Genomic DNA, 24987 nt, shown 5'->3' with positions numbered 1-24987 from the left:
GCCGGTTTTTTCATGGCTGCCGGAAAACAACCGGCCTCATACCTTTACCGAAGCGACCGTCGCTTCGATGTGATCCACCAAGGCATCCGGCAGGCCGAGACGACCAGCCAGCATATCCAGATATCCACGTTCAGCCCTGTTATCGGGGTCTATTGCAAGACGCGAAGCCGTATAAAGCTCGACCTTCTGCTCCTCAGTCTGCGCGGCTGAAACCAGAACATTGAGATCAACGGGATCGGCAAGCTCCTTCTCAAGGAAGGCTTCCGCCTCGTCATCAAGACCGGAAATCTTCACCTTCTCCATGATGCGAGCCCGCTCGGCATCATCAATATGACCGTCGGCTTTCGCGGCGGCAATCATCGCCTGCACGAGTGTCAGCGCAAAACTGTTGCTCATAGCGGGAGATTGCGGGTGAAACGGAGAATCGGCTGGGGGCGGAGGAAGAAGCTCGGGCTCCTTCGCAACCGGCTGTTCAGCCGTCTGCGGTGCCTGACCGGACTTGTAATTTTTGTAGGCAAGATATCCCAATCCGGCGATGGCAGCGATGCCGCCGACGGTCGCCACATTGCCTGCGAGCTTGCGCCCGGTCTTCGTGCCAAGAATGGCGGCGGCAATGGCTCCCGTTGCAAGCGGGTTCTTCTTTGCCAGGTCTGTCACCTGCCCGGCCTTGTCGCGGACACTTCCCGATGTACCGGGTACTTGTGATCCCAGAAACTGCTCGAGAAGTTTCTTGGCGTCGAACATTCGAATATCTCCTGTTTGGCTCCTGTCCAGAGCAAATAGGAATGCAAAACCGCCAATACAAATAGTCTTGAGCCGATTTTTCCCCGGATACCGAAATTGTGGCCGATGAAAAGCTGTGACGCGCGATTGCGCCCTGCTTGCCCTCACCTCCCCAAGCGCATAATCATAGCGATATGAAAATCGCGACCTGGAACATCAACGGCGTCAAAGCCCGTATCGAGAACCTCCAACACTGGCTGAAGGAGTCCTCGCCCGATATTGCCTGCCTGCAGGAAATCAAGTCGGTCGATGACCAGTTTCCGCGTCTGGAGATTGAAGCGCTTGGCTATCATGTGGAAACACACGGCCAGAAGGGCTTCAACGGTGTCGCACTTCTGTCCAAGAAATCACCGGATGAGGTCAATCGCGGTCTTCCCGGCGACGATGGCGATGAGCAGGCGCGCTTTATCGAAGGTGTCTACTCGACGGACAAGGGCGTTGTCCGCGTCGTTTCACTTTACCTGCCGAACGGCAATCCCGTGGATACGGAGAAATTTCCATACAAGCTTTCGTGGATGCAGCGGCTTGAGCTCTGGGCGAAAGATCGCCTTGCTCTTGAAGAACCTTTAGTGCTTGCCGGTGACTATAACGTCATTCCCGAGCCGGACGATGCCAAGAATCCCGAGCAGTGGGTGGGCGACGCGCTCTTCAAGCCACAATCGCGCCAGGCATTCCGCAGGCTTGAAAATCTGGGCTTTACCGATGCAATCCGTGCGTCAACCGACGATAGCGGGATTTACTCGTTCTGGGATTATCAGGCTGGTGCCTGGCAGAAGAACAACGGCATCCGTATCGACCATCTCATGCTGTCGCCGGAGGCGGCCAATCGTTTCATATCGAGTGATGTGGAAAAGCACGTCCGTGCGTGGGAAAAGCCATCCGACCATGTGCCGGTGACGATAACGCTTTCGGTCTGAGAACTGACGCTAAATCAAGACCATAGCGTTTCCAGTTAAATCAGAAGTCGCCTTTGGTGACGTAGTCACTGGAGAGTGCAATCGCATTACGACGGTCCGCTTCGCCGGCAATCGAGAATGCCTGTTCCTGCATATCGCGTATCCATGGGCAATCTTCGGTCGGGCAGCGTTCGAAAGCTGCGGTCATCATAGCGAGGCCACGAACGGTCTTGCCTGCCTGAAACAGCATGTTGCCGAGCATGGCTTGCGCACCGGCATTACCCTTCTTGGCGGCAAGCTGGAACCAACGTGCGGCCTGAATGGAATTGCGTTCTCCGCCGTCGCCGTCGAGCAGCATTTTGCCAAGCTCGAACTGGGCAGCGGAATCACCGAAATTCGAGGCGGCCTGCACATAGAGATTGCGTGCCATACCCGGATTGGCATTGACCGGCGAGCCCGGAATACCGCGCTTCACATAGCCTGCAAGCGCCACGAGAGCGTCAGCCACATAAGAGTCGTTTTCCGAACCCGGTTCAGAACCTTCGCGAACGATCTTTTCGAAAATCTTATAGGCTTCATAGTCATTTTCCGGCACGCCGTCGCCATCGGCATACATGCGGGCCAGTTTCCACTTCGCACCCTGATGGCCGCGATCCGCAGCATAACGCAGTGCCTTGATCGCTTCGTCCTTGTGACCATTCTTGTATGCGGAAAAGCCGAACTTGAAGAGTTCAAACGGGCTTCTCGACTTTTCGGAATCGTCATTAAGGTCGAAAGCAAAGGCGCTGTTACAGGCAATGGCCAAGCCGAGAGCCATAGCAAGGGCGCTATATGAAAAACTGCGGATACGCATCACAACGCTGGTCTTTCACATTCAGAGGAAACATTCATAGAGGACAGAATGCACGCTGTTTTCGTCAAGACTGAGACCCGATCTTGGCCGAAAAAAGCCTTACCATCATTGGAAAGAATAAAGGGTGCGCGAACAGGGGTGATCCTGTTCCCAATCCGTTTGCTGTGCAACAACGCGCCCTTCGTCATTCCTGCCTATCCTGCTGGAGCCTGACAGCTCTCAATACTTTGGTGGCTTCTGCCTTTCCATGATCGGTGACGCCAGTTTGTGGCGGGAAATGGGCAAAATGTGCCTGAGCTCTTTCTAACCTAAAGCAACGGTAAAGACTGTTGCTAATTGACAACAAACTGACTGTTGTTCCGATCAACAATCTGCTCTTGTTGACGTCAGCGACAGGAGCTCGCAGTCTGCGCAAAATGAAGGATGCCGGGGAGTCGCGAAGCTATCTATGAGCAAATACCGTCGCCCTTACAGACGTCCCTATCGTCCGGCTCGCAAAAGCAACAGCATAAGCTTTCGCAGTATCTTATTGACTATATTACTATTTTCTTTTTTAGCCGTGCTTATCGCCTATCTGCCAATCCAATCAGCGCCTAAAGCGGCATTGAACGGGCCGGTCTATGTGATTGATGGCGATACTGTCGTTCTCAGCAAGAAACATATACGTCTCAAGGGTATCGACGCACCGGAGATGCAACAGCAGTGTGTTCGGGCAAGAACCCCTTACGATTGCGGCAAGGAAGCCCGCAATATCTTGCGGGCCAGAATCGGGAAGTCCTCGATTCGGTGTGAGAGAGAGGGACGAGATCAGTATAATCGCGACCTGGCGCGCTGTTATCTTGGGGAAACCGACCTCAACCGCTGGATGGTTGAACAGGGCTGGGCCGTCTCCTACGGCGATTATCAGCGCGAGGAACGCGACGCCCGCCGCAACCGGCGCGGTATCTGGGCCGGTCAGTTTGAGCAACCGTCCCTATGGCGCAAGGACCATCGCGATCTTGAAGTTGAACAGCCGTCCGGCCGCGAACCGTTGCTGGCTGTAATCGGCGATGGCTTTACCTATATTAGGGAACATATTCGAACCTTCATCAAAATGATCCTGCCCCGAAACTGATAGTATTCATGGAAAAACTGGACGAACTCAGTCACTCGATCCGGGCTTGCCGCATCTGTCGCGACACACCGCAGTTTCCGCCGCCCCTACCGCACGAGCCCAATCCCGTCTGCATCGTCTCGGATACAGCGAGAATTGCCATTTGCGGTCAGGCTCCCGGCATTCGCGTGCATAACACCTCCCTGCCGTTCAACGACCCGTCTGGCGATCGCCTGCGGCAATGGCTCGGCGTCTCACGTGAAGAGTTTTATGATCCGTCACGCTTTGCCATCGTCCCGATGGGCTTCTGCTTTCCCGGTTATGACAAGCATGGCGGTGATCTCCCGCCGCGCCGCGAATGCCGCCAGACCTGGCATGACCGTGTTTTCGCGGCAATGCCGCAGCTGGAATTCATTCTGGTCGTAGGACAATACGCTCTTGCCTATCATCTGCCCGACTATCGGGGCCGCAATCTGACTGAAACCGTCAGGAACTGGCGGTATTTCTTGGAGACACCCAATCCGGCGGGTCGAATCGCCCTGCCCTTGCCGCACCCATCCTGGCGCAACAGCGGCTGGCTCAAGCGAAATCCATGGTTCGATGCTGAAGTTGTGCCCGTTCTTCAGGCAAAAGTGCGAGACCTCATCCAAGACGATAAATAATTTTTACTCCATTCGTTTTCATCAGAATATTTTTCCTGTAACTTCGGATCATTGCGAACCATAAGGTATGACGTTTCACCTATTCGCACAGTTCGGGAAACGATTTCTAAAACCGGGAACGGAAACGCATGGACAGGCTCGACAGGAAGATACTGCGCTTATTGCAGGAAGACGCGACACTTGCGGTGGCAGACGTTGCCAAGAAAGTTGGCCTTTCCACGACGCCATGCTGGCGCCGCATCCAGAAACTTGAAGAAGATGGCGTCATCAAGCGCCGTGTCGCCATTCTCGATCCGATCCGCGTCAATGCGCGGGTGACGGTGTTCGTATCGGTGCGCACAAGCTCCCACAGCCATGAATGGCTGAAGCGCTTTTCTGAAGTGGTTCAGGAATTCCCTGAAGTCATCGAATTCTACCGCATGAGCGGTGATGTGGATTATCTGCTTCGTGTAGCCGTGCCGGACATCGGCGCTTATGACGCTTTCTACAAGCGCCTCATCAGCAAGATCGAAATTCGCGACGTGTCTTCGTCCTTCGCCATGGAGCAGATCAAGTACACCACCGAATTGCCGCTCGACTACATGGTGCTCGACAAAGACAACAACTGATGTTTTTAAGCTATTGATTTAAAAGAAAAGCCCGCCAAATGGCGGGCTTTTTGACGATGCGGTGACCGTTATTTCGAACCGGATATTCCAGCCTGTTCGAACGTGGCCATGCCGCTGTGGCACAGCGCTGCCGCCTTGACGATACTGGCTGCGAGCGCCGCACCGGTTCCTTCACCAAGGCGCATTCCCATATCAAGAAGCGGCTGCTTGCCCATCTTCTCCAGAAGCTTGCGATGGCCCGGCTCGGCAGAAACATGGCCAAACAGGCAATGGTCGATGGCTTCCGGATTGGCGGCATAGAGAACAGCTGCGGCAGCGCTTGCCACAAAACCGTCGACGATGACCGGAATTTTCTCCATGCGCGCCGCCAGAATTGCACCGGCCATGGCTGCGATTTCACGACCGCCGAGACGGCTCAGCACTTCCAGCGGGTCCTGCAGGTGTGCCTGATGGAGGGCTACGGCCTGACGAACGGCGGCGAGCTTGCGCTGCAGCAGTTCACCCGTTGAGCCCGTGCCCGGCCCTACCCAGTCTTCCGCCGTACCACCGAAGAGCGCCAGCGCGATCGCTGCGGCAATCGTGGTATTACCGATACCCATTTCGCCGATGCATAGGAGATCGGTTCCACCGGCAATCGCTTCCATGCCGAAAGCCATAGTCGCGGCGCAGGTGCGCTCATCCATGGCCGGTTCTTCGGTAATGTCACCGGTTGGATGCTCCAGCGCCAGATCGAAAACCTTTAGCCCAAGATCGTTGGCAATGCAGATCTGGTTGATGGCTGCGCCACCGGCGGCGAAATTCTCGACCATCTGTGCCGTGACACTTGGCGGAAATGGCGTGATGTTCTTGGCCGTAACCCCGTGATTGCCAGCAAACACCGCGACCAGCGGGCGATTGATCTGCGGTGTGCGCTTGCCAGTCCATGCGGCAAGCCATGCCACGATGTCTTCCATGCGTCCGAGCGAACCGGCGGGCTTGGTTAGTGTAGCCTCACGCTCGCGAACGGCCCTTTCCGCTCCGAGATCAGGCCCCGGTAGATTTCGGATCAATTCTCGGAAATCGTCAAAAGGTAGGCCGCTGGCGCTCATAAGTTCAGTCCAATCAATGATGGGAGGTGTAAATTCGTTGGGCTCGTCCTATAAGCACTGACGCGAATTTTCAAATCACCTCTTTGAGTTGAAGCAACATTGAGGCGAATTATCGCGGAAATCCATTTCGGGAAACAAAGTGGAACAGTCACTTGCAGCGAAATAGTCTCATTGGCGACACGATCCGGAGTCTGGGCTTTCTAAGCCGCCTGCCGCTTCCGCAGAGATGGTTCGAGGATGGCGATGATTCGTTGCCGCGCAATGCCCGTGCCTTTCCGCTCGCGGGAGCGGTTCTGGGCCTGCTGGCAGGCGCGGTGCTTTTCATGGCCTATAAAGTGAACCTGCCACCCCTTGCCTGCGCGATGCTCGCAATTGGCGCTCTGGCGGCGATGACCGGCGCGCTCCATGAAGACGGTCTGGGCGATACTGCTGACGGTTTCTTCGGTGCTTCTTCGCCTGATCGTCGGCTGGATATCATGAAAGATTCCCGCATCGGGACTTTCGCGGCGCTGACGCTGATTGTCTTCGTCGGTTTGAAAGCGGCTCTACTGATGACAATCATCGACCGCGCAGGCGCGGGATACGCAGCACTTGCGCTGGTCGGCTGCGAGGCGGCAAGCCGATCAGGCATGCTGGCATTCTGGCACGCCCTTCCTTCCGCGCGTCCCGGTGGACTGTCTGACAGTGTTGGCCAGCCACAATGGGAGACCGTAGTTTGCGGTTTCGGGATTGGGTTGGCCTTTCTTGTCTTCACGCTCATTCCAGCGGGCGGATTTCTCTCGCTCATCAATGCGCTTGTGCTGGCGACGGGTCTGCTTTTCGGCTTTGCCAGACTTTGCATCGCAAAAATCGGCGGGCAGACGGGTGACACGCTAGGCGCGGCGCAGCAGATCGGTTCGGTTGCCGTCCTCGCCGGGCTTGTCATGGCCCTTTGATGCAACCACATTGCATTCATGGACACGACAACCATCGAATCCCCGTGCATATTGGTTTGCACGATAGATACGGAAACCGGCTTCTGTCTCGGCTGTGCCCGGACGCTGGATGAAATCGCACGCTGGTCCAGCATGAGTGCAGAAGAGCGAATGGCCGTCTGGGCGCTTCTCGCCGACAGGCATGAGATTATTGTAGAAAAGAGAATTGGCTGATGGGGCGCTTTTTCTGGCTCATTATTGCGGCAGTCGCGATTGTTGTCCTGCTGCTGATGTCCAACAATGACAGCGGCTCAACGCTTGGCATGGACAATGACGTGTTTGCCCGCGCAGCCTATCTGGGCATTTGGGGCGTCGTGCTTGCCGCTGGCTTGCTCGGCTCCGGCATCAAGCTGACCGACTTCGCGCGCAATATGGCCATGTGGGCCGTAATTATCCTCGGTCTCGTCGCTGGCTACCAGTATCGTTATGAGCTGCAGGATGTCGCGAGCCGGGTCACGGCCGGGCTAATCCCCGGCAGTCCTATTTCAGGCCGCAATGCCGATGGTGCCCTGACTGTCACGCTTGCAAAGGCTGCAAACGGTCATTTCGAGGTCAACGGGCGCGTAAACGGCGAACGCGTTCACTTTCTGGTCGATACCGGCGCATCTTCGGTCGTCCTGTCCCAACAAGATGCAGAGCGCGCGGGCATAGACACGGCCTCGCTCAACTATTCCGTTCCGATCATGACGGCCAATGGCACGGCAAGTGCAGCAGTCATCAATATTGCTACATTGCAGATTGGCGATATCGAACGCCAGAATGTGCGCGCCATGGTGACGAAGGAAGGCCTGATGACAGGCAGCCTGCTCGGCATGAACTTCCTGCAAACCCTCGGCGGGTTCACTGTCCGCGGCGACCAGCTTATTCTGATTGATTAGAGCGCATCCCGAAAAGTGTGAAACGGTTTTCGGATAAGATGCGCGTCAAAACAAATACTGAGAGCGCCGATCTGATCCAATCAGATCGAAACGTATTCTAAGCAGCTTCTGCTGCCGCTTCAGTCACGACGGCATAGGCCTGACGCAGCACGTCGCTGTTTGCGCCCGGCTTGGTGGCGTCTGTCGAAAGGATTTGCCGCCAGCGCCGCGCGCCCGGCTGTCCGGTAAAAAGCCCGACCATATGGCGGCTCACATGCGAAAGCCTGCCGCCTGTCGCGATATGGCGATCAGTGTAAGCGCACATGTCATCGATGATATCAGCGATCGAGGTATCTGCCTGATCGCCGCCATAAAGGCGCGCATCCACCTCCGCCAAAATCTCGGGGTTATGGTAAGCGGCGCGACCGAGCATCACCGCATCGACCGTCTGCAAGTGCTGCTCTGCTTCGTCCAGTGTATTGATCCCCCCGTTGATGCCGACGAAAACATCACCAAGCCGCGCCTTGAGGCGATAGACGCGATCATAGTCGAGCGGTGGAATCTCGCGGTTTTCCTTCGGCGACAGTCCTTTCAGCCAGGCCTTGCGGGCATGGACCCAAAGCGCATCAGCACCAGCATCAAGTGTCAGATCGGCCAAAGTATCGAGTGCAACTTCCACATCCTGATCGTCAACGCCAATACGGCATTTGACGGTAACGGGCACGGAAACGGCCTCTTTCATTGCAGAGACGCAACGCGCCACCACATCCGGGGTCTGCATGAGGCAGGCTCCGAATGTACCTGACTGCACGCGATCCGACGGGCAACCGACATTGAGATTGATTTCATCATAGCCGTAATCGGCGCCGATCTTCGCAGCTTCTTTCAGCTTCACCGGATCGGAACCGCCTAACTGCAGCGCCACAGGATGTTCAGCAGTGTCGAAACCCAGCAACCGGTCGCGTGGGCCGTGAATGATGGCATCCGCCACGACCATTTCAGTATAGAGCAATGCCTGCTTCGAAAAGAGCCGGTGAAAGTAGCGGCAATGTCTGTCCGACCAGTCAATCATGGGCGCAACAGCAAAGCGCACATCCGGATAGTTGCGTGTTTTTGATTTTATTTCAGTCATTTATACAACAATCCTGAGAATGCGATTCAGTCGCAATCGGCGCTTTCGGCATTTATTTGAATTCGGAAGGGTGCCAAAAGCCACAATTGATCGAAATGATCAAGTTTCGCCAATATTGCAGTCGCTCCTCAATATAGTGAGCCGAAGCGAATTTTCATACCCGATGTGGGGACTCTGGCTGCTCCAAAGACTGTCTTCTCACCCAATAAACATTATGATCAATCACGGAAGCATTCTCCCGATTCTCATCTGCGTAGTTAAAGGACATTCAGCGTGACCTCCTTTTCCCCTTTCGGCAAATCATTCGATGCGTTTCTTTTCGACATGGACGGTACGATATTGAGTTCCATTGAAGCGACCGAACGTGTGTGGAGCGAATGGGCGATACGTCATGGCATTGATCCAGTCACATTCCTGCCGACGATCCATGGTGTCCGGGCAGTCGAAACCGTCCGCCGCCTTGCTCTGCCGGGCGTGGACCCGATCCGCGAGGCAGAGATATTGTTTCAGGCCGAGATGGCCGATCTGGACGGCATTGCACCTATCGACGGCGCGTATGACTTTCTCAGTTCATTGCCGCAAGACCGTTGGGCAATCGTGACCTCGGCGCCACTTGAACTTGCTACCCGCCGCGTCGCCGCGGCAGGACTGCCGATGCCAAAGACCATCGTTTCCGCCGAAGATGTAGAGCGTGGCAAGCCGAGCCCCGAATGTTTCCAGCTTGGCGCGAAACGACTTGGTTTCGATCCGCACAATTGCCTTGTGTTCGAGGATGCGCCAGCCGGTATCGTTGCCGGAGAAACTGCCGGTGCGAGCGTTGTCGTGGTCACCGCAACGCATCCGCACTCCCCAAAGACATCCCATCTGAGCATTGAAAGCTATCGCTCTCTGCGGCTCGATATTCTGGATGATGGCAGACTGGTGCTCGAACCGACCACGCCCATCTCGGTGGGTTAGAGCATAATCCGACCGGAGTGAAACGAGGATCGATAAGATTATGCTTGAAATAGAAATATTTAGAGCGTCGGTCTGATCCAATCAGATCGATGCTCTAAATAACCCGCCGTCCCTCTCGCCAGACGGTGCGGATGATCGGAACGTGATCGGCAATCTGCACACGAACCAGATCAGCCCGTTTGCCGGCAACAATCTCGCCGCGATCATCCAGCCCTACCGCTTTGGCGGGGTTGGCGGAAACCAGACGAATGGCTTGCGGCAGCGAGATATTCTCGACGACATCAGCTAGAAAAAAAGCCGACTGCATCATGCTGGCCGGGATATAATCCGACGATATGATATCGAGATGCCCGGCTTCGACCAGCTCGCGCGCAGACACATTTCCCGAATGCGAACCGCCGCGTACGACATTCGGCGCTCCCATAAGCACCGACATTCCGGAATCTTTTGACGCTTTCGCAGCTGTATGTGTCGTGGGAAATTCCGCGACGCGTATTCCCTGTGCCTGTGCTTCCGCGACATGCTCTGTCGTCGCGTCATCGTGGCTCGCCAGAATAACCCCGCGCTGGTGGCACAATTCGGCAATCGCCTTGCGTGTCGGCGCGGAATATTGCTGGGACTGCCCGATACGCCGCTCGCAATAGAGCCGGAATTCTTCTTCCGAGAATTTCAGCTTGCGAATAAAATATGTCTTGTAGGTTTCGATATCCGTGAACTGACGCTGCCCCGGCGCGTGATCCATCAGCGACACCAGCCTGACCAGCGCCTGATTGCCAAACTGTTCGAAGGCAGGAAGGCAGTCGGGTGCGGAAACCTCGCAACGCAAATGCAGGAAATGGTCGGCGCGCAAACGGCCCGCATCGCGGCCTTCGGCAATTGCCGACGATAGCTTGCGCATATCGTCGATACCCGTTTCGGCGTCGTCATCAAAGCCAATGCGCAATGCGTCGAAAACGGTGGTAATCCCTGAGGCGGCAATCTGGGCATCATGCGCCTGTACGGCGGCAATAGGGTTCCAGCGCACCTTTGGGCGCGGAGCATAGTGTCCTTCGAGATGATCTGTGTGCAGTTCCACCAGTCCCGGCGTCAGGAAGTCGCCTTCCATATCTTCGCCGACACTGGAGGTGCCGGTAGAGATATCGGCGATCTTGCCGTCGACGAGCTTCAGCGAACCGAGAACGACATCGTCGGAGAGCACGATACGGGCGTTGCGCAGAACCGTTTCATTTCCCATTGCTTACGGCCTCCCAACCGCTCGTGAGGCCCGAGCAGACGCAACCTTGCCACCGGTCAGAGGATGCAGCGAATGAATCTCGAAAGGAGCCCCTTTCTCAGGTTCCACGAACAGCGCGAGATTCGCAACCTCTACGGCGTCGTCCAGCAGCGGCGTAAAGAATTCGTCCAGCGTCCGCTCCACGCGAGCGCGGTCTTTCTCCTCAACCGGGCCGGTCAGGGTCATGTGAAAGCGGAACTCCTCGAAAACATAAGGATAGCCCCAGCGTTCGATGTTGTGCCGCTGTGTCTCGCTGAGACGCTCCGGCCGCCGCTTTGCAATTTCCGCCTCAGTGAGCGGTGCGCGAAACCGGTCGAAGGCAACGACAACATCATTGGCGAGCTGGTTCAGCTCAGCAACCGGCTCTTCCGGCACGAGCGCGAAGAACGGGCCAATTGCATGCAGCTTCAAACGGGGAATGACGACCGGTGACGCCGACGATGCGAAATGCATCAATGCGGAAAGCAGGTCATTTTCAGTATGCTCTTCATCCAGACGGAACGGCGCTTTCATGGTCGCATGAAAACCATAACGGCGCGGCTCTTCGGTCAGCTGGGCGATTTCAGCGGTCGCGAGCGAGCGAATCGCAGGCATTTTGACCGGCTCCCCGCTGAACGCATTGCGCCCGAGCCAGTTTGCGGCAACCTTCAAAAGCGCATCATTGGATGGCGGCGTGAAATAAATCGCATAACGCATGTCAAATCCTTGGCTGAGGTTCGCTACACGACGTCAGCGGAACTCCAAAATATCAGGTAATGCATCGTGCTTTTGAAAAGCTATCCCGATTTTGAGGGCGATGCAGTCGGGGGATGCTTACACAATGAATGTGGCAAGTCGATAAAGGCTGGATGACTACCGACAAACCAATTTTACATAGCGGCAAATTAGTATAGGCGTTAGCCCCATTGGAAGTGAGGAGACTGACATGGGCGGATTTGCGTCTATCGGCGAATGCATGATCGAGCTTTCAGGCAATGAAGGCGATCAATGGCGCATGGGTTTTGCGGGTGATACGCTGAACACCGCCTGGTACATGCGGGCACTGATGGAGAAATCCTACCCTGTCGAATATGTGACCGCTTTCGGCGAAGACAGCTTCTCCCAGAAGCAGCGCGTATTCCTGACATCAAATGGAATCGGAATCGCCCATAGCCCCATTATTGACGGGCTTCATCCCGGCCTTTACGCAATCACGCTCAACGGTGCCGAGCGCTCCTTCACCTATTGGCGGAGCGACGCCGCGGCACGGCGTCTCGCCAGCAACCCCGAAGCCCTTGAAAAAAGCCTGACCGGCCGCGACATCATCTATTTTTCGGGCATTTCAATCGCCATCATCCTGCCCGAGCATCGCGACACGTTTTTCGATGTCTTGCGGAAGTGCCGCGCCGCCGGCTCACGAATCGCATTCGATCCGAATTTCCGCCACCAGCTCTGGCCTGACCGGAAAGTTGCGCAGGAGATCATCAGCGAAGCGATGCGCATTGCGGATATTGCCCTACCCACATTTCCCGATGAACAAGCGCTCTTTGGCGACAAGGATGCCAGCGCCTGTGCAGATCGCCTTGCCGCACTCGGCGTGAAAGAGATCGTCGTCAAGGACGGCACCGAACCGGCTCTGGTCGTCTCCGGCGATGAAAGAGTGTCGGTACCATCCGTTATGGCGCAAGCCGTGGACACCACCGGCGCTGGCGACAGCTTCAACGGTGCTTATCTTGCTGCGCGATTAAACGGGCTCGCGCCGGTGGATGCAGCCCGCAAGGCGCATCTGGTTGCAGCGCGTGTCGTCGAGATACGCGGCGCGCTCGCTCCGATGGAAACCGCACGCGCCGCTTTTGCTGATTGATTACTTTTCGCGTGAAAAGCTGAAATGGCTGGTCTGGGCGTAAATCTCGCCCGGACGCAATATTGCCTGCGGGAAATACGGATATTCCAGCGATCCCGGCCATATCTGCGGCTCAAGACAGAAACCCGCGTGTTTTCCGTAAGGCTTGCCCATCAGGCCGATGCAATCATTGGCCATGGTGTTGCCTGCATAGAACTGAACGCCCGGTTCTGTCGTTGAGATATCGAGACGAATACCGGAACGAGCGCCCTTGACCGACGCGCATGGGCGCAATGGACCCCGCGCTGCGGTCAGGCAGAAATTGCTGTCGTACTGGACCTGACTGCCATTCTCCTCAAAGCGAATCGGACGGAACTCCCGGAAATCGAAAGGCGTTCCTTTGACCGGCAGAACGCGTCCGTCCGGAATGAGAGCATCATCGACCGGCATATAGGCGTCGGCTCCGATCTTGAGCTGATGATCGAGGATATCGCCCTCGCCGCCATCATCGAGATTGAAGTAGCTGTGATGCAGCAGGTTGCAGACGGTCGGCTTGTCGGTCACCGCTTCCAGCCGCACGATGAGCGTCCCATCCCCGGTGAGCATATAGGTGCAGCTGACATTCAGGTTGCCGGGAAACCCCATCTCGCCATCGGTTGCCACCGTCGCAAGCGTCACGAAATCCGGACCGTTTCCGGTTATCTTCCAGACGCGATTGCCGAGCCCCTTGCTGCCGCCGTGCAGGTTGTGGCGGCCCTGAAAATTCGGCTCTACCTCGCAAGTCGTTCCGTCCAGATCAAACCGGGCATTGCGGATACGATTGGCCGAACGACCCGCAATCGCACCCAGATGCGGTGAATGGGCCGGATAATCGGCAAAGTCGCGATAGCCGATCACCAGCGGAGCCGCATGGCCCTCCATGCGCAGATCCTGAATGGCTGCGCCCCAATTGATGATCCTGGCCGTCAGCGGGCCATTGGAGATCGTGAGCCGGTGAACCGCCTGCCCGTCCGGTGCATATCCAAAGATTTCCGAATTCACTTTTGCCCGCCTGTCAATGATGCAGCGATGAGATGCTCATGAAGCCGCATCATCGTGCAGTACGCAAGACACATCGTGATCAAATAATGATTTTGAACCAATCTTGATTGAATGCATGAACAAGTAGTTTTCACACTATTTTCTTCTGAAGAACCAATGATATCCTGAGCTATAAATTACTGTTTTTTATCGATAAATACTAAATTAGAGGCTTTTTCAATGAAATCGAATTTCCAGAAAGTCATGCCTTATATTTTTAGTGAAGAAGGCGGATATGCAGACAATCCCGCTGATCCCGGCGGCGCAACCAATATGGGTATCACCATCGCAACCCTGTCCGCATGGGACGGACATCAGGCATCGCCCGAAGACGTAAAGGAAATGATGCCAGCAACTGCCACGCAAATCTATCAGGTGCAATTCTGGAACAAGATCGACGGAGACAACCTGCCTTCGGGTCTCGACTACGCCCTGTTCGACTTTTCGGTCAATTCAGGTCCCGCACGCGCGGCAAGGATGCTGCAAGGTATTCTGGGCTTGCCCGAAGATGGAATAATTGGAGCCCAGACGGTTGCGGCCGCCAATATGCGATCTACCGACGAGGTCATCAATGCTTTGTGCGATGCACGCGCATCCTGGCTGGAAGGATTGTCTACAGCCTCAACCTTCGGCAAAGGCTGGCTCGCCCGTGTCGAACGGGTACGTTCTCGCGCGCTGGCGCTCGCTGCCAACGCGCCCATCATCCATGCCGCAGGACCGACGAATGATATCTCACCCAAGGCCCGTCAGGGCGATATGGCCGTCACATCTGTTTTGAAGCACCCGGAAGCTTTGGGGACAATGGGGAGCGTGGCATCAGGCCTCGTGGCAATTGCATCGGGGAATGGCCCGGTGCAATACGCACTGGCAATTGTGATGATCGCCTGTGCTGCGGTTGGTCTTTGGTATTTTGTGCGGCGCGTCAGAAACGAACCCTAGCCCAGTTGTAATAACTCAGTTTTGAGAATATTTCCAAAATTAGAGTTTGTCTTTATGTTGCGCTTCGTATGTTGCGCGCCTTATATGCGGTTTTGAAAGCTCGGTGACTATGAAAGTAATATGACTTTCCCTGTCACCGGAAAAACGCTAGACACGCGCAAACAGTCAGATGCGTGCCAACTGTGGCACCGCCATGAATAAAGGAATCGAAACTTGTCCTCTACTTTTGACAAAGTCGCCGACATCATCGCCGAAACCAGTGAAATCGACCGTGACACCATCACGCCAGATAGCCACACCATCGACGATCTGGGCATCGACAGCCTCGACTTCCTCGACATCGTCTTCGCCATCGACAAGGCTTTCGGCATCAAGATTCCGCTTGAGCAGTGGACCCAGGAAGTGAACGAAGGCAAGGTTCCGACCGAAGAATATTTTGTTCTCAAGAACCTCTGCGCAAAAATCGATGAGCTGGTTGCAGCCAAAAAAGGCTGATCCGGCACATAATATGGCGGTATTGAGGGGTGAACAGAAATGTTCGCCCTGATTCCGTTTCTGGTAGCGCGAATTTTTCGCGTGTCAGAGCAGTCTCAGCATCGACGGACAAACGGGACCCATGCAGAACAATAAAGTCGTCATCACAGGTATCGGCATCATCTCCTCGCTCGGCGAAGGGGTCGATGTGCATTGGAACGCTTTCTCGAAGGCTGGCACTGAGCCGCGCCTCGAAAAGGAAGCCTTTGCGCCTTACACTGTTCATCCATTGGGTGAAGTGGACTGGAGCCTGCAGATTCCAAAGCGTGGCGATCAGCGCCAGATGGAAACCTGGCAGCGCCTTGGCACCTATGCCGCAGGGCTTGCTCTGCAGGATGCTGGCATGAAGGACGACGAGGCGCTTTGCGCGACCATGGATATGGTCGTGGGTGCCGGTGGTGGCGAACGCGACATCACCGTCGATATGCAGATTCTGGATGAAGGCCGCACCCGCAACGATCGCGGCGTCATGCTGAATGAGAAACTCTCGACTGAACTTCGCCCGACCCTGTTTCTGGCGCAGCTTTCCAACCTGCTCGCAGGCAATATTTCGATCGTCCACAAGGTGACCGGTTCTTCGCGTACCTTCATGGGCGAAGAAGGTTCCGGCCTTTCGGCTATCGAAACCGCAGCGGCGCGCATTCGCACGGGTCAGAGCACTCATGCGCTGGTTGGCGGTTCCTACAATGCCGAACATTTCGACATGATTCTCGGTCACGAGCTTGGCGGACTGCTCAAGCATGATGGTTGGGCGCCGCTCTGGCAGCGTGACGGTTCGGCTGGCGGCGGCATGATTTCCGGTTCCGGCGGCGTGTTCCTTGTTCTGGAAAGCGCTGACCACGCAGCCAAGCGCGGCGCACGCGCCTATGCGGAAGTTGCCGGCATCGAAAGTGCACAGATCCGGCGCGACAATGCCGATCTTACGAACACCATCCGTGAACTCATCCTCGCAGCCAATGACGGCAAGGACCCCTCCTATGTTGTTTCCGCTGCTTCCGGCGCCCATGAAGCGACCGGCGCGGAGAAAACCGCATTGGACGCTCTGTCAGCCACTTATCGCGGCATATCCGGCCTGACCGGTCATTTGCGCGAAGCGCAGTTCCCGCTGGCGCTGGCACTTGCGGCCATATCCGTCTGGAAAGGCGAGGCTTTTGCACCGCTGGATGCATCCGAAAAGGATGCCAGTGGCCCAATCAGCGAAGCAATTGTCACCGCAGTCGGAGCGACTCGTGCCGAAGGCGCAGCAAAGCTGGTGAGAGTATAAGATGACGAAATATACAGACCATCTCGGCCGTCCCATTGTCGCCATCACCGGCGCAGGTGTGGTTTCCTCGCTCGGTCAGGGCAAGGAAGACAATTGGGCTGCATTGACCGGCGGAAAATCGGGTATCCATGCCATCACCCGCTTTCCAACCGACAACCTCAATACACGCTTCTCCGGAACTGTCGATTTCCTGGCCGAAAGCGATGTGGGCGCATCGGCGCTCTCCGAAGCGCTGGCCCGGCTCGCAGGTGAGGAAGCCCTTGCCCAGTCCGGTCTTTCGTCTACCGATTTCGGCGGTCCGCTTTTTCTGGCGGCTCCTCCGGTCGAACTGGACTGGAAAAGCCGGTTCGCACTTGATGCGACCGTGAAGAATGAAGGTCCGGCAAGCTATCAGCTCCTGCTGGAAGCATGCCGCCGCGCCCGTCAGAATGACCTCTTCAATACGACCCAGTTCGGCTATATCGCTGAACGCCTGTCGGAAGCTTTTGGCACGCGCGGCCTGCCGATCACGCTTTCGACCGCATGTGCCTCGGGTGCGACTGCGATCCAGCTTGGTGTCGAAGCCATCCGTCGTGGCGAAAGTGATCGGGTTCTTTCCATCGGAACTGACGGCTCCGTCTCTGCCGAAGCCCTGATCCGCTTTTCGCTGCTTTCGGCCCTTTCCACCCAGAACGACAAGCCGGAAAAGGCTTCCAAGCCCTTCTCCAAGGACCGCGACGGCTTTGCCATGTCGGAAGGTTCCGGCGCGCTGGTGATGGAATCACTCGAAAGCGCTGTTGCACGCGGCGCCAAGGTTCTGGGCATTCTGGCCGGTTGCGGCGAAAAGGCCGATGATTTCCACCGCACCCGTTCCAAGCCGGACGCTTCACCTGCCATTGGCACGGTGCGCGCCGCATTGGCCGATGCCGGTCTGACCGAAGAGCAGATTTCTTACATCAACGCCCACGGCACCTCGACGCCCGAAAACGACAAGATGGAATATCTGGCGCTTTCGACCGTATTCGGCGACAAGCTTGCCTCCATCCCGGTTTCCTCCAACAAGTCGATGATCGGCCACACGCTGACCGCTGCAGGTGCTATCGAGGCAGTCTTCTCGCTGCTGACGATCCAGACGGGCACCCTGCCCCCGACCATCAATTATGACAATCCGGACCCGGCTATTCCGCTTGATGTCGTGCCGAATGTGAAGCGTCAGGCAGAAGTTTCTGCCGTGCTTTCCAACTCGTTCGGTTTCGGCGGACAGAATACGAGCCTTGTTTTGGCGGCAAATCCGAATTAATCGGTCCGACAAATACGAATTTTCCCATGATCCCGGACGGTTCGCCGTTTCCGGGATTATGTCTTGAAAAGGATTACTTCATGCGCGCCTTGCAGCTTCTCGACGATCGCCGCCTTGAAATCACCGATATCGCACCGCCGCCTGCCCCCGGCATTGGCGAGGTAACCGTGAAGATCAAGGCCGTTGCGCTCAACCACATCGACGTGTGGGGCTGGCGCGGCATGGCGTTTGCCAAGCGCAAGATGCCGCTGGTTATCGGTGCGGAAGCTTCAGGCGTTGTGGATGCTGTCGGCTCCGGCGTTTCCAATCTCCTGCCCGGTCAGCTCGTCTCGATCTATGGTGCGCGCACCTGTGGTCTTTGCCGCGCCTGCCGCGAAGGCCGTGACAATCTGTGCGAACATGTCGGCGGCGTGCATGGTTTCCATCTCGACGGCTTTGCCTGCGAGGCAGTGAACCTGCCTGCCCGTCTTCTCGTTCCGGCACCTCCCGGTGTGGATGCCATCGGCGCCGCCGTCGCCCCTGTAACCTTCGGTACGGTCGAGCACATGCTGTTCGACAATGCCAAGCTTGAGCCCGGCGAAACCGTTCTCGTTCAGGCTGGCGGTTCCGGCATCGGTTCAGCCGCGATCCAGCTTGCCAAGAAGATGGGCTGCACGGTCATCACGACAGTCGGTTCCGACGACAAGATCGAGAAGGCCAAGGCACTCGGCGCCGATCACGTCATCAACTACCGGGAAGACCGCTTCGAGGGCGTGGTGCGCAAGCTCACCAAGAAGAAGGGTGTGGATGTGGTGTTCGAGCATGTCGGCGCGGATACCTGGGCCGGTTCGATGCTTTGCATGAAGCGCGGCGCGCGTCTCGTCACCTGCGGCTCGACCTCCGGCGTCTCGACCAATATGAACCTGATGCAGCTCTTCCAGCAGCAGCTCAAGATTCTGGGTTCGTTTGGCTGCCGTATGGAAAACATGGCCGACGCCATGCAGAAAATGGCGCGCGGCATCGTGCATCCGGTCATCGACACCGTGGTCGGCTTCAACGATATCGACACGGCGCTGAAGCGCATGGAAGGCCGCGACGTCTTCGGCAAGATCATTCTCGAGATCGACTGAGTCGCCCACGTCCATGATGTTCAAGCTGAAACTTCTGCTCTTCCGCTGGACCCGCAAGCTGAAGCAGTTCAACTACTGGCTCTGGGCGCAGGCCGTCTTTCTGCTGCTTGGCTTGCTGCGCCTTTTTCCGGCGAAGGCTGCAATCAGCTTTTCAGCCAAGGTGGCCCGTCTGGTCGGGCCGCTGACGCCGCGCCACAAGGTTGCCACCGATAATCTGCGTCAGGCTTATCCTGAGAAAAGCGACGCGGAAATCGAGGAAATCGCCCGCGAAATGTGGGATTCGATGGCGCGCCTTTTCGCGGAATATATCTTCCTCGACGCCGTTTTCGACTTCGACCCCAATGCCACAACGCCGGGCCTGGTCGAAGTGGAAGGCATTCCGATTTTCGAACGCCTGCGCGACGAGAAGAAGCCGCATATCTTCTTCACCGCTCATACCGGTAATTTCGAGCTTCTGCCGATCTGCGCCGCCACCTTCGGCCTGAACGTTACGGCGCTCTTCCGCCCGCCCAACAATCCCTATATCGCCAACAAAGTTCTGAAGGCCCGTCGCACCAATATGGGCCATCTGGTGCCGTCGAAAGCTGGGGCTGCATGGTCGCTTGCGCACATCCTCGATGAAGGCGGCAATGTCGGCATGCTCGTGGACCAGAAATTCCGCCGCGGTGTGCCTTCCACCTTCTTCAATCGCCCGGTGAAGACCAATCCACTGTTGGCCAAGCTTGCGCGGCAATATGATTGCGACGTCTATCCGGCACGCTGTATCCGCCTTCCCGGCGGGCGTTATCGTCTCGAACTCTATGAGCGCATGGAATTGCCGCGCGACGACAAGGGCGAGATCGATGTTGCAGCAACAGCTCAACTGCTGAACGATACCGTTGAGACATGGGTGCGCGAATATCCCGGCCAGTGGATGTGGTTCCACAAGCGCTGGGGATAGGATTCTTGCCCCTCATGTGCTAGGGGCTGGCCAAAGTTACGGAGATCACATATGCGCCCCATCGCCATCGCCCCGTCCATTCTTTCCGCCGATTTCGCCCGTCTTGGCGAAGAAGTCGATGCCGTGCTGGAAGCCGGTGCCGACTGGGTGCATATCGACGTCATGGATGGCCATTTTGTGCCGAACATTACTTTCGGCCCGCAGGTGGTGAAGGCGATCCGCCCGCGCACCAAGGCATTCTTCGATGCGCATCTGATGATTGCGCCTTGCGATCCCTATCTGGCCCCGTTTGCCGATGCTGGTTGCGATCTCATCACAATTCACGCCGAAGCCGGTCCGCACACGCACCGTTCGCTGCAGTCGATCCGCGCTCTGGGCAAGAAAGCCGGTCTGGCGCTTAACCCGGCAACGCCCGCCGAAGCGCTGACGAACGTCATCGATGATGTCGATCTCGTCCTCGTCATGACCGTCAATCCCGGTTTTGGCGGCCAGAAGTTCATCACGCCGATGCTCGACAAGATCAAGCGCGTCCGCGAAATGGTTGGCGACCGCCCTATCGATATCGAAGTTGACGGCGGTATTACACCGGAAACCGCAGGCTCGGTCGTTGCAGCAGGCGCCAACATTCTCGTGGCCGGTTCTGCCGTTTACAAGGGCAACTCCGTCGAGAGCTACCGCGCCAATATCCAGGCGATCCGCACCGCTGCCCAGGCCGCACGTAATCACTAAACTCCGTCCGTCTATTCCATTCTATAGGATGCACCCATGATCCCGCGCTATTCCCGGCCTGAAATGGTCGCCATCTGGTCGCCCGAAACGAAGTTCCGCATCTGGTTCGAGATCGAAGCCTATGCCTGCGAGGCGCTGGCGCAACTCGGCGTCATCCCGAAGGAAGCGGCCAAGACCATCTGGGAAAAGGGTAGCGTGGCGAAGTTCGACGTCGCCCGTATCGACGAAATCGAAGCCGTCACCAAGCATGACGTCATCGCCTTCCTGACGCATCTGGCGGAATTCATCGGCCCGGACAGCCGCTTCGTGCATCAGGGCATGACTTCTTCGGACGTGCTCGACACCACGCTCAACGTCCAGCTCGTACGCGCTGCCGATCTGCTGCTTGCCGACATGGACCGCGTTCTGGAAGCTCTGAAGAAGCGTGCTTTTGAACACAAGGACACGGTCCGCATCGGCCGCAGCCACGGCATCCATGCCGAACCGACGACCATGGGCCTCACCTTTGCGCGCTTCTATGCCGAGATGGCACGTGGCCGCGCCCGCCTCGTTGCGGCGCGCGAGGAAATCGCGACCGGCGCTATTTCCGGTGCCGTCGGCACATTCGCCAATATCGACCCGCGTGTGGAAGAATATGTCTGCGCCAAGCTCGGCCTCGAGGCAGAGCCGGTTTCGACGCAGGTGATCCCGCGTGACCGCCATGCAATGTTCTTTGCAACGCTCGGCGTCATCGCCTCTTCGATGGAAAACATCGCCATCGAAATCCGCCATATGCAGCGCACGGAAGTTCTGGAAGCGGAAGAATTCTTCTCACCGGGCCAGAAGGGTTCGTCGGCCATGCCGCACAAGCGCAACCCGGTTCTGACCGAAAACCTGACCGGCCTCGCCCGTCTGGTTCGCATGTCGGTAACGCCTGCGATGGAAAACGTGGCTCTCTGGCACGAACGCGATATTTCGCATTCGAGCGTCGAACGTGCGATTGGCCCGGACACCACCATCACGCTCGACTTCGCGCTCAACCGTCTGGCTGGCGTGATCGAAAAACTGGTCATCTACCCGGACAACATGCTGAAAAACATGAACAAGTTCCGCGGTCTGGTGCATTCGCAGCGCGTGCTTCTGGCGCTCACTCAGGCAGGTGTGTCGCGTGAAGATGCTTATCGTCTTGTGCAGCGCAACGCCATGAAGGTCTGGGAACAGGGTGCCGACTTCCTTGAGGAACTGCTGGCCGACACGGAAGTACGCGCGGCTCTTTCCGAAGAACAGATCCGCGAAAAGTTCGATCTCGGCTACCACACCAAGCATGTAGATACGATTTTCAAGCGCGTCTTCGGTTGAAGTGGCGCTGCCCACCCCTCCCTCACCCTGAGGAGCCGTTGAAAACGGCGTCTCGAAGGGCTGAGGGAAACACTCCGCCTGCCCTCATCCTTCGAGGCTTTGCTTCGCTCCGCACCTCAGGATGAGGGAGGAAGCACGGAGACAGGAATAAGCCCCATGTTCATGAAAACATGGGGCTTTTTTACATTCAGGAGATGGGCTGGTTACGCCTTGGTCTTGATCGTATTGACCACGTTGCCCCATGGATCCACGAAGGTGCTGTTGTTACCGCCACGCGTGTCTTCCAGCTCAACCCAGCCGAGGCCGGTCCGATCTTCGTCACGCTTGCCCGCACCGGCACTCTGCCAGGCATTGGCAGCGATATGGTGATGGTAGCGCCCGGTGGACATGAACACAGCCCGGTCACCATAGGTTTGAACGGTTTCGAGGCCGAGTTCATTGTGCCAGAAGGTTTCGGCTTCATGGGCATTGCCGACGCGCAGATGAACGTGACCAACCACGGTGTTTTGCGGTGCGCCGTCCCATTCTCCGCCCTCGCGCTTGATGACATCGAGCAGATTGCTGACATCGAGCGGATCGGTGCTCATGGCAACACGGTCGCCATTCCACTGCCACTCATTATTCGGACGATCTGAATAGATTTCGATACCGTTGCCCTCGGGATCGGTCAGATAGATGGCTTCGCTTACCTTGTGATCCGATGCACCGCTGACCGGCAATTGCTTGTCGATGGCGCGGCGCGACCAGCGCGCAAGGTCGCCACGTGTCGGCAGCAGGAATGCGGTGTGATACAGACCGGCGCTGCGCGGGTCGTCCGGCCTGGCCGCCGAAAACTGTTCAATTTCCATCAGTTCGCGGTCGCCGGCGCCGAGTACAATCGACGCGCCGCGACGCGTCATCTCACGCAAGCCGACGACATCGCGATAATATTCAGCCAATGTTTCGGCATCGCGCGCCTTCAGGCCAACGCGAGCCACACGCATTGGCGTGGTCATTGCGAATGGAAGCGGAGCAACCGTACGTTCGGTTTCGACTGCGGTTGCTCTCAAATGCTGTGTCATGTCGCCCTCCTTCGACGGCATTTCTGCGCGAACAGGAAGAATGTTGGCCATGACAGCAGTCCCGGCAGCGCCGAGGATATTACGTCTGCTGATTGTCATGCCAGTCTCTCCGTCGTGTTTCAAATCTTGCCTAAACATCACCATTTGGGACATGTTTCACAAGATCACGATCAGCGAACAGGCTGTTCATCATTCGCATGCCTTCTATACCAAGCATACAACAAGCACGGCTTGAAGAAGTTACAAAGCCTCTCTAAATGGGAAGCCATGAAAGTCAAAGACGCAGATATCCTCATCATCCCCGGCTATACCAATTCCGGCCCCGACCACTGGCAGACCCGTTGGGAGAGCAAACTCTCGACGGCGCGGCGCGTCGAGCAGGCCGAGTGGACCAAACCTGTTCGCGAAGACTGGATTGGTGAAGTGGTAAAGGCCGCCAATGCGGCGACCAGGCCGATCGTTCTCGTCGCGCATTCGCTCGGCGTGGCAACTGCGGTTCATGCCTTGCCGCATTTTCAGCACAAGGTGGCTGGAGCCTTTTTCGTGGCGCCTCCGGATGTTTCCAACGACAAGATCCGCCCCAAGCATCTGATGACGTTTGGCCCCTACCCGCGTGAACGTCTGCCATTCCCCACGATCACCGTGGTCAGCCGCAACGATCCCTTCTCCAGCTTTGAAGCTGCCGAAGATGTCGTGAAGGACTGGGGTGCAATGCTGATCGATGCTGGCGAATCCGGGCATATCAACTCGGAATCCGGTCATGGACCGTGGCCGGAAGGCTCGATGGTGTTCGCCGAGTTCATGACGCAACTACAGGCGCCCAAGCATCACTGATGTTTATTCATACAGCATGAAAAAGGCGGGTCATTAGCCCGCCTTTTCTTGTTGAATATCTTGCAATGGAATTAGTCGCGAACCGCTTTGGTCAGCGTTTCTGCTGCGAGCCGGATATAACCGCCATCATTGCTGAGTGTCAGGAAGCGGAAACCAAGCGGAATGTAGCGACGCGCAAACTCCGGTGACGGTGAATAAATACCGGCAATCTTTCCTGCCGCAGCGGCCTTGCGGGCAATATTGCCGATAGGTTCCACAATCGCATCCGAATTCGGATTTGCCTCACGCCCGTTGCTCCACGCAATGGAGAAATCCGCAGGGCCGACGAAAACGCCGTCGATGCCGCGAACATCCAGAATGGCATCCAGCGCATCGTAGGCATCGCGCGTTTCTATCATCGCGAAGGCAAGCGTATCGTGATTTGCGGTAGTCAGATAATCGTTGGAACCCGGTGCGCCGTAATCCGCATTGGCCCGGAACACGCCCCATGAGCGTTCGCCCACCGGGGGATATTTCATGGCGGCTGCAAACCTGCGGGCATCCTCGACGGAATTGATCATCGGAGCGATGACCGCCTGCGCACCAAAATCCAGCGCACGGCTTGCCATGTCGAAGCGTCCGACAGGAACGCGCACGACCGGCGGCTTGCCAGCGTTCAGGATAAGGCCGAGAGAGCGAAGAACACTCGCCTCGTCGTGGCCGCCATGCTGCATGTCCAGCGTTACGGCATCGAAGGCGCTATGGGCGAGAATTTCGACCGTCAGGGGTTCGGGAAGGGAGGACCATGCAGAAAGCACTGTTTCCCCGGCGCGGAGGCGCGAAGACAACGACATTCGAATTTCCTTCATTTCAAAAGGATCAGGGCGGAAGCGCTATCTACCC

The 24987-nt window shown here is 56.8% G+C and carries 27 protein-coding genes; 18 read left to right on the top strand and 9 right to left on the bottom strand.

Translation table 11 applies throughout. The features are described from left to right. Positions 1-36 precede the first annotated feature (36 nt). Positions 37-744: a tellurite resistance TerB family protein gene (locus tag KWJ32_RS16475; protein WP_010661235.1), complete on the bottom strand. Its 708-nt coding sequence runs from the start codon at positions 742-744 to the stop codon at positions 37-39. Between the two features lie 173 nt (positions 745-917). On the opposite strand from KWJ32_RS16475, the gene xth reads away from it, so the two are divergent. Further along, a complete protein-coding gene (gene xth, locus KWJ32_RS16470) occupies positions 918-1700 on the top strand; it encodes an exodeoxyribonuclease III (protein WP_010661234.1) in 783 nt (260 codons plus the stop codon). A 40-nt stretch (positions 1701-1740) separates the two neighbouring features. Here xth and KWJ32_RS16465 read toward each other — a convergent pair whose 3' ends face one another. After that, positions 1741-2532: a tetratricopeptide repeat protein gene (locus KWJ32_RS16465; protein ID WP_010661233.1), complete on the bottom strand. Its 792-nt coding sequence runs from the start codon at positions 2530-2532 to the stop codon at positions 1741-1743. Between the two features lie 448 nt (positions 2533-2980). Here KWJ32_RS16465 and KWJ32_RS16460 point away from each other — a divergent pair, with 448 nt between their 5' ends. The 3 genes from KWJ32_RS16460 (at position 2981) to KWJ32_RS16450 (ending at position 4895) form a co-directional block, all read left to right on the top strand. Then, positions 2981-3646: a thermonuclease family protein gene (locus KWJ32_RS16460; RefSeq protein WP_151609903.1), complete on the top strand. Its 666-nt coding sequence runs from the start codon at positions 2981-2983 to the stop codon at positions 3644-3646. Further along, a complete protein-coding gene (locus KWJ32_RS16455; RefSeq protein WP_029376248.1) occupies positions 3646-4287 on the top strand; it encodes a uracil-DNA glycosylase family protein in 642 nt (213 codons plus the stop codon). The genes KWJ32_RS16460 and KWJ32_RS16455 overlap by 1 nt, the downstream gene beginning before the upstream one ends. A 128-nt stretch (positions 4288-4415) precedes the next feature. Beyond that, complete coding sequence (locus KWJ32_RS16450) at positions 4416-4895, top strand: Lrp/AsnC family transcriptional regulator (RefSeq protein ID WP_010661230.1); 480 nt, start codon at positions 4416-4418, stop codon at positions 4893-4895. Positions 4896-4963: 68 nt separating this feature from the next. On the opposite strand, the gene cobT is transcribed toward KWJ32_RS16450, so the two are convergent. Beyond that, positions 4964-5983, bottom strand: coding sequence for a nicotinate-nucleotide--dimethylbenzimidazole phosphoribosyltransferase (cobT, locus tag KWJ32_RS16445; RefSeq protein WP_012092222.1), 1020 nt, complete (start codon positions 5981-5983; stop codon positions 4964-4966). A 152-nt stretch (positions 5984-6135) separates the two neighbouring features. Between cobT and KWJ32_RS16440 the strand changes: the two genes are divergently transcribed. Genes KWJ32_RS16440 through KWJ32_RS16430 form a run of 3 tightly spaced genes read left to right on the top strand, consistent with a single transcriptional unit; the run spans position 6136 to position 7835 of the window. Beyond that, positions 6136-6918 (top strand): adenosylcobinamide-GDP ribazoletransferase, encoded by a 783-nt coding sequence (locus KWJ32_RS16440; protein WP_012092223.1) that lies wholly within the window; start codon positions 6136-6138, stop codon positions 6916-6918. Positions 6919-6936: 18 nt separating this feature from the next. After that, positions 6937-7131: a DUF1289 domain-containing protein gene (locus tag KWJ32_RS16435; RefSeq protein ID WP_012092224.1), complete on the top strand. Its 195-nt coding sequence runs from the start codon at positions 6937-6939 to the stop codon at positions 7129-7131. Further along, the gene (locus KWJ32_RS16430) at positions 7131-7835 is read left to right on the top strand and encodes a TIGR02281 family clan AA aspartic protease (protein WP_010661227.1); all 705 of its coding nucleotides are present in this window, start codon (positions 7131-7133) and stop codon (positions 7833-7835) included. The genes KWJ32_RS16435 and KWJ32_RS16430 overlap by 1 nt, the downstream gene beginning before the upstream one ends. A 97-nt stretch (positions 7836-7932) precedes the next feature. On the opposite strand, the gene dusA is transcribed toward KWJ32_RS16430, so the two are convergent. Next, a complete protein-coding gene (dusA, locus tag KWJ32_RS16425; protein WP_012092225.1) occupies positions 7933-8946 on the bottom strand; it encodes a tRNA dihydrouridine(20/20a) synthase DusA in 1014 nt (337 codons plus the stop codon). A 273-nt stretch (positions 8947-9219) separates the two neighbouring features. Between dusA and KWJ32_RS16420 the strand changes: the two genes are divergently transcribed. Beyond that, entirely contained in the window at positions 9220-9903 is a 684-nt protein-coding gene (locus tag KWJ32_RS16420) for an HAD family hydrolase (RefSeq protein WP_012092226.1), read from the top strand. Positions 9904-9997: 94 nt separating this feature from the next. On the opposite strand, the gene KWJ32_RS16415 is transcribed toward KWJ32_RS16420, so the two are convergent. Together KWJ32_RS16415 and KWJ32_RS16410 are read right to left on the bottom strand one after the other, a co-directional pair. Further along, positions 9998-11137: an alpha-D-ribose 1-methylphosphonate 5-triphosphate diphosphatase gene (locus KWJ32_RS16415; RefSeq protein ID WP_151609813.1), complete on the bottom strand. Its 1140-nt coding sequence runs from the start codon at positions 11135-11137 to the stop codon at positions 9998-10000. 3 nt (positions 11138-11140) lie between these two features. Further along, positions 11141-11872 carry a DUF1045 domain-containing protein gene (locus KWJ32_RS16410; protein WP_010661223.1) on the bottom strand — a complete coding sequence of 244 codons (732 nt, stop codon included), beginning with the start codon at positions 11870-11872 and terminating at the stop codon, positions 11141-11143. 229 nt (positions 11873-12101) lie between these two features. Here KWJ32_RS16410 and KWJ32_RS16405 point away from each other — a divergent pair, with 229 nt between their 5' ends. After that, positions 12102-13019: a sugar kinase gene (locus KWJ32_RS16405; protein ID WP_125334287.1), complete on the top strand. Its 918-nt coding sequence runs from the start codon at positions 12102-12104 to the stop codon at positions 13017-13019. Here KWJ32_RS16405 and KWJ32_RS16400 read toward each other — a convergent pair whose 3' ends face one another. Continuing rightward, entirely contained in the window at positions 13020-14039 is a 1020-nt protein-coding gene (locus KWJ32_RS16400) for an aldose epimerase family protein (protein ID WP_151609811.1), read from the bottom strand. Positions 14040-14258: 219 nt separating this feature from the next. On the opposite strand from KWJ32_RS16400, the gene KWJ32_RS16395 reads away from it, so the two are divergent. The 8 genes from KWJ32_RS16395 (at position 14259) to purB (ending at position 22210) form a co-directional block, all read left to right on the top strand. After that, complete coding sequence (locus tag KWJ32_RS16395; protein ID WP_012092230.1) at positions 14259-15017, top strand: glycoside hydrolase family 108 protein; 759 nt, start codon at positions 14259-14261, stop codon at positions 15015-15017. Between the two features lie 213 nt (positions 15018-15230). Continuing rightward, complete coding sequence (locus tag KWJ32_RS16390) at positions 15231-15512, top strand: acyl carrier protein (protein WP_006466638.1); 282 nt, start codon at positions 15231-15233, stop codon at positions 15510-15512. Positions 15513-15633: 121 nt separating this feature from the next. Further along, positions 15634-16815, top strand: a complete 1182-nt coding sequence (locus KWJ32_RS16385; protein ID WP_012092231.1) for a beta-ketoacyl-ACP synthase — start codon at positions 15634-15636, stop codon at positions 16813-16815. Position 16816: 1 nt separating this feature from the next. Next, positions 16817-18094: a beta-ketoacyl-ACP synthase gene (locus KWJ32_RS16380; protein WP_010661218.1), complete on the top strand. Its 1278-nt coding sequence runs from the start codon at positions 16817-16819 to the stop codon at positions 18092-18094. Between the two features lie 80 nt (positions 18095-18174). Beyond that, complete coding sequence (locus KWJ32_RS16375; protein ID WP_125334290.1) at positions 18175-19203, top strand: zinc-binding dehydrogenase; 1029 nt, start codon at positions 18175-18177, stop codon at positions 19201-19203. 13 nt (positions 19204-19216) lie between these two features. After that, complete coding sequence (locus KWJ32_RS16370; protein ID WP_012092233.1) at positions 19217-20143, top strand: lipid A biosynthesis lauroyl acyltransferase; 927 nt, start codon at positions 19217-19219, stop codon at positions 20141-20143. A gap of 51 nt (positions 20144-20194) precedes the next feature. Beyond that, a complete protein-coding gene (gene rpe / locus KWJ32_RS16365; protein ID WP_012092234.1) occupies positions 20195-20872 on the top strand; it encodes a ribulose-phosphate 3-epimerase in 678 nt (225 codons plus the stop codon). Between the two features lie 36 nt (positions 20873-20908). After that, positions 20909-22210, top strand: coding sequence for an adenylosuccinate lyase (gene purB, locus KWJ32_RS16360; RefSeq protein ID WP_012092235.1), 1302 nt, complete (start codon positions 20909-20911; stop codon positions 22208-22210). 203 nt (positions 22211-22413) lie between these two features. Here the strand turns inward: purB and KWJ32_RS16355 are convergent, their stop codons facing one another. Continuing rightward, complete coding sequence (locus KWJ32_RS16355; protein ID WP_049768425.1) at positions 22414-23271, bottom strand: VOC family protein; 858 nt, start codon at positions 23269-23271, stop codon at positions 22414-22416. A gap of 267 nt (positions 23272-23538) precedes the next feature. Here KWJ32_RS16355 and KWJ32_RS16350 point away from each other — a divergent pair, with 267 nt between their 5' ends. Continuing rightward, a complete protein-coding gene (locus KWJ32_RS16350) occupies positions 23539-24105 on the top strand; it encodes an alpha/beta hydrolase (RefSeq protein WP_010661212.1) in 567 nt (188 codons plus the stop codon). Positions 24106-24176: 71 nt separating this feature from the next. Here the strand turns inward: KWJ32_RS16350 and KWJ32_RS16345 are convergent, their stop codons facing one another. Further along, entirely contained in the window at positions 24177-24944 is a 768-nt protein-coding gene (locus KWJ32_RS16345; RefSeq protein WP_029376246.1) for an HpcH/HpaI aldolase/citrate lyase family protein, read from the bottom strand. Positions 24945-24987: the final 43 nt, after the last annotated feature.

The organism is Ochrobactrum sp. BTU2, from assembly GCF_024539785.1.
Lineage (GTDB): Bacteria > Pseudomonadota > Alphaproteobacteria > Rhizobiales > Rhizobiaceae > Brucella > Brucella anthropi.
This window is presented reverse-complemented; position numbering and strand designations above follow the sequence as displayed.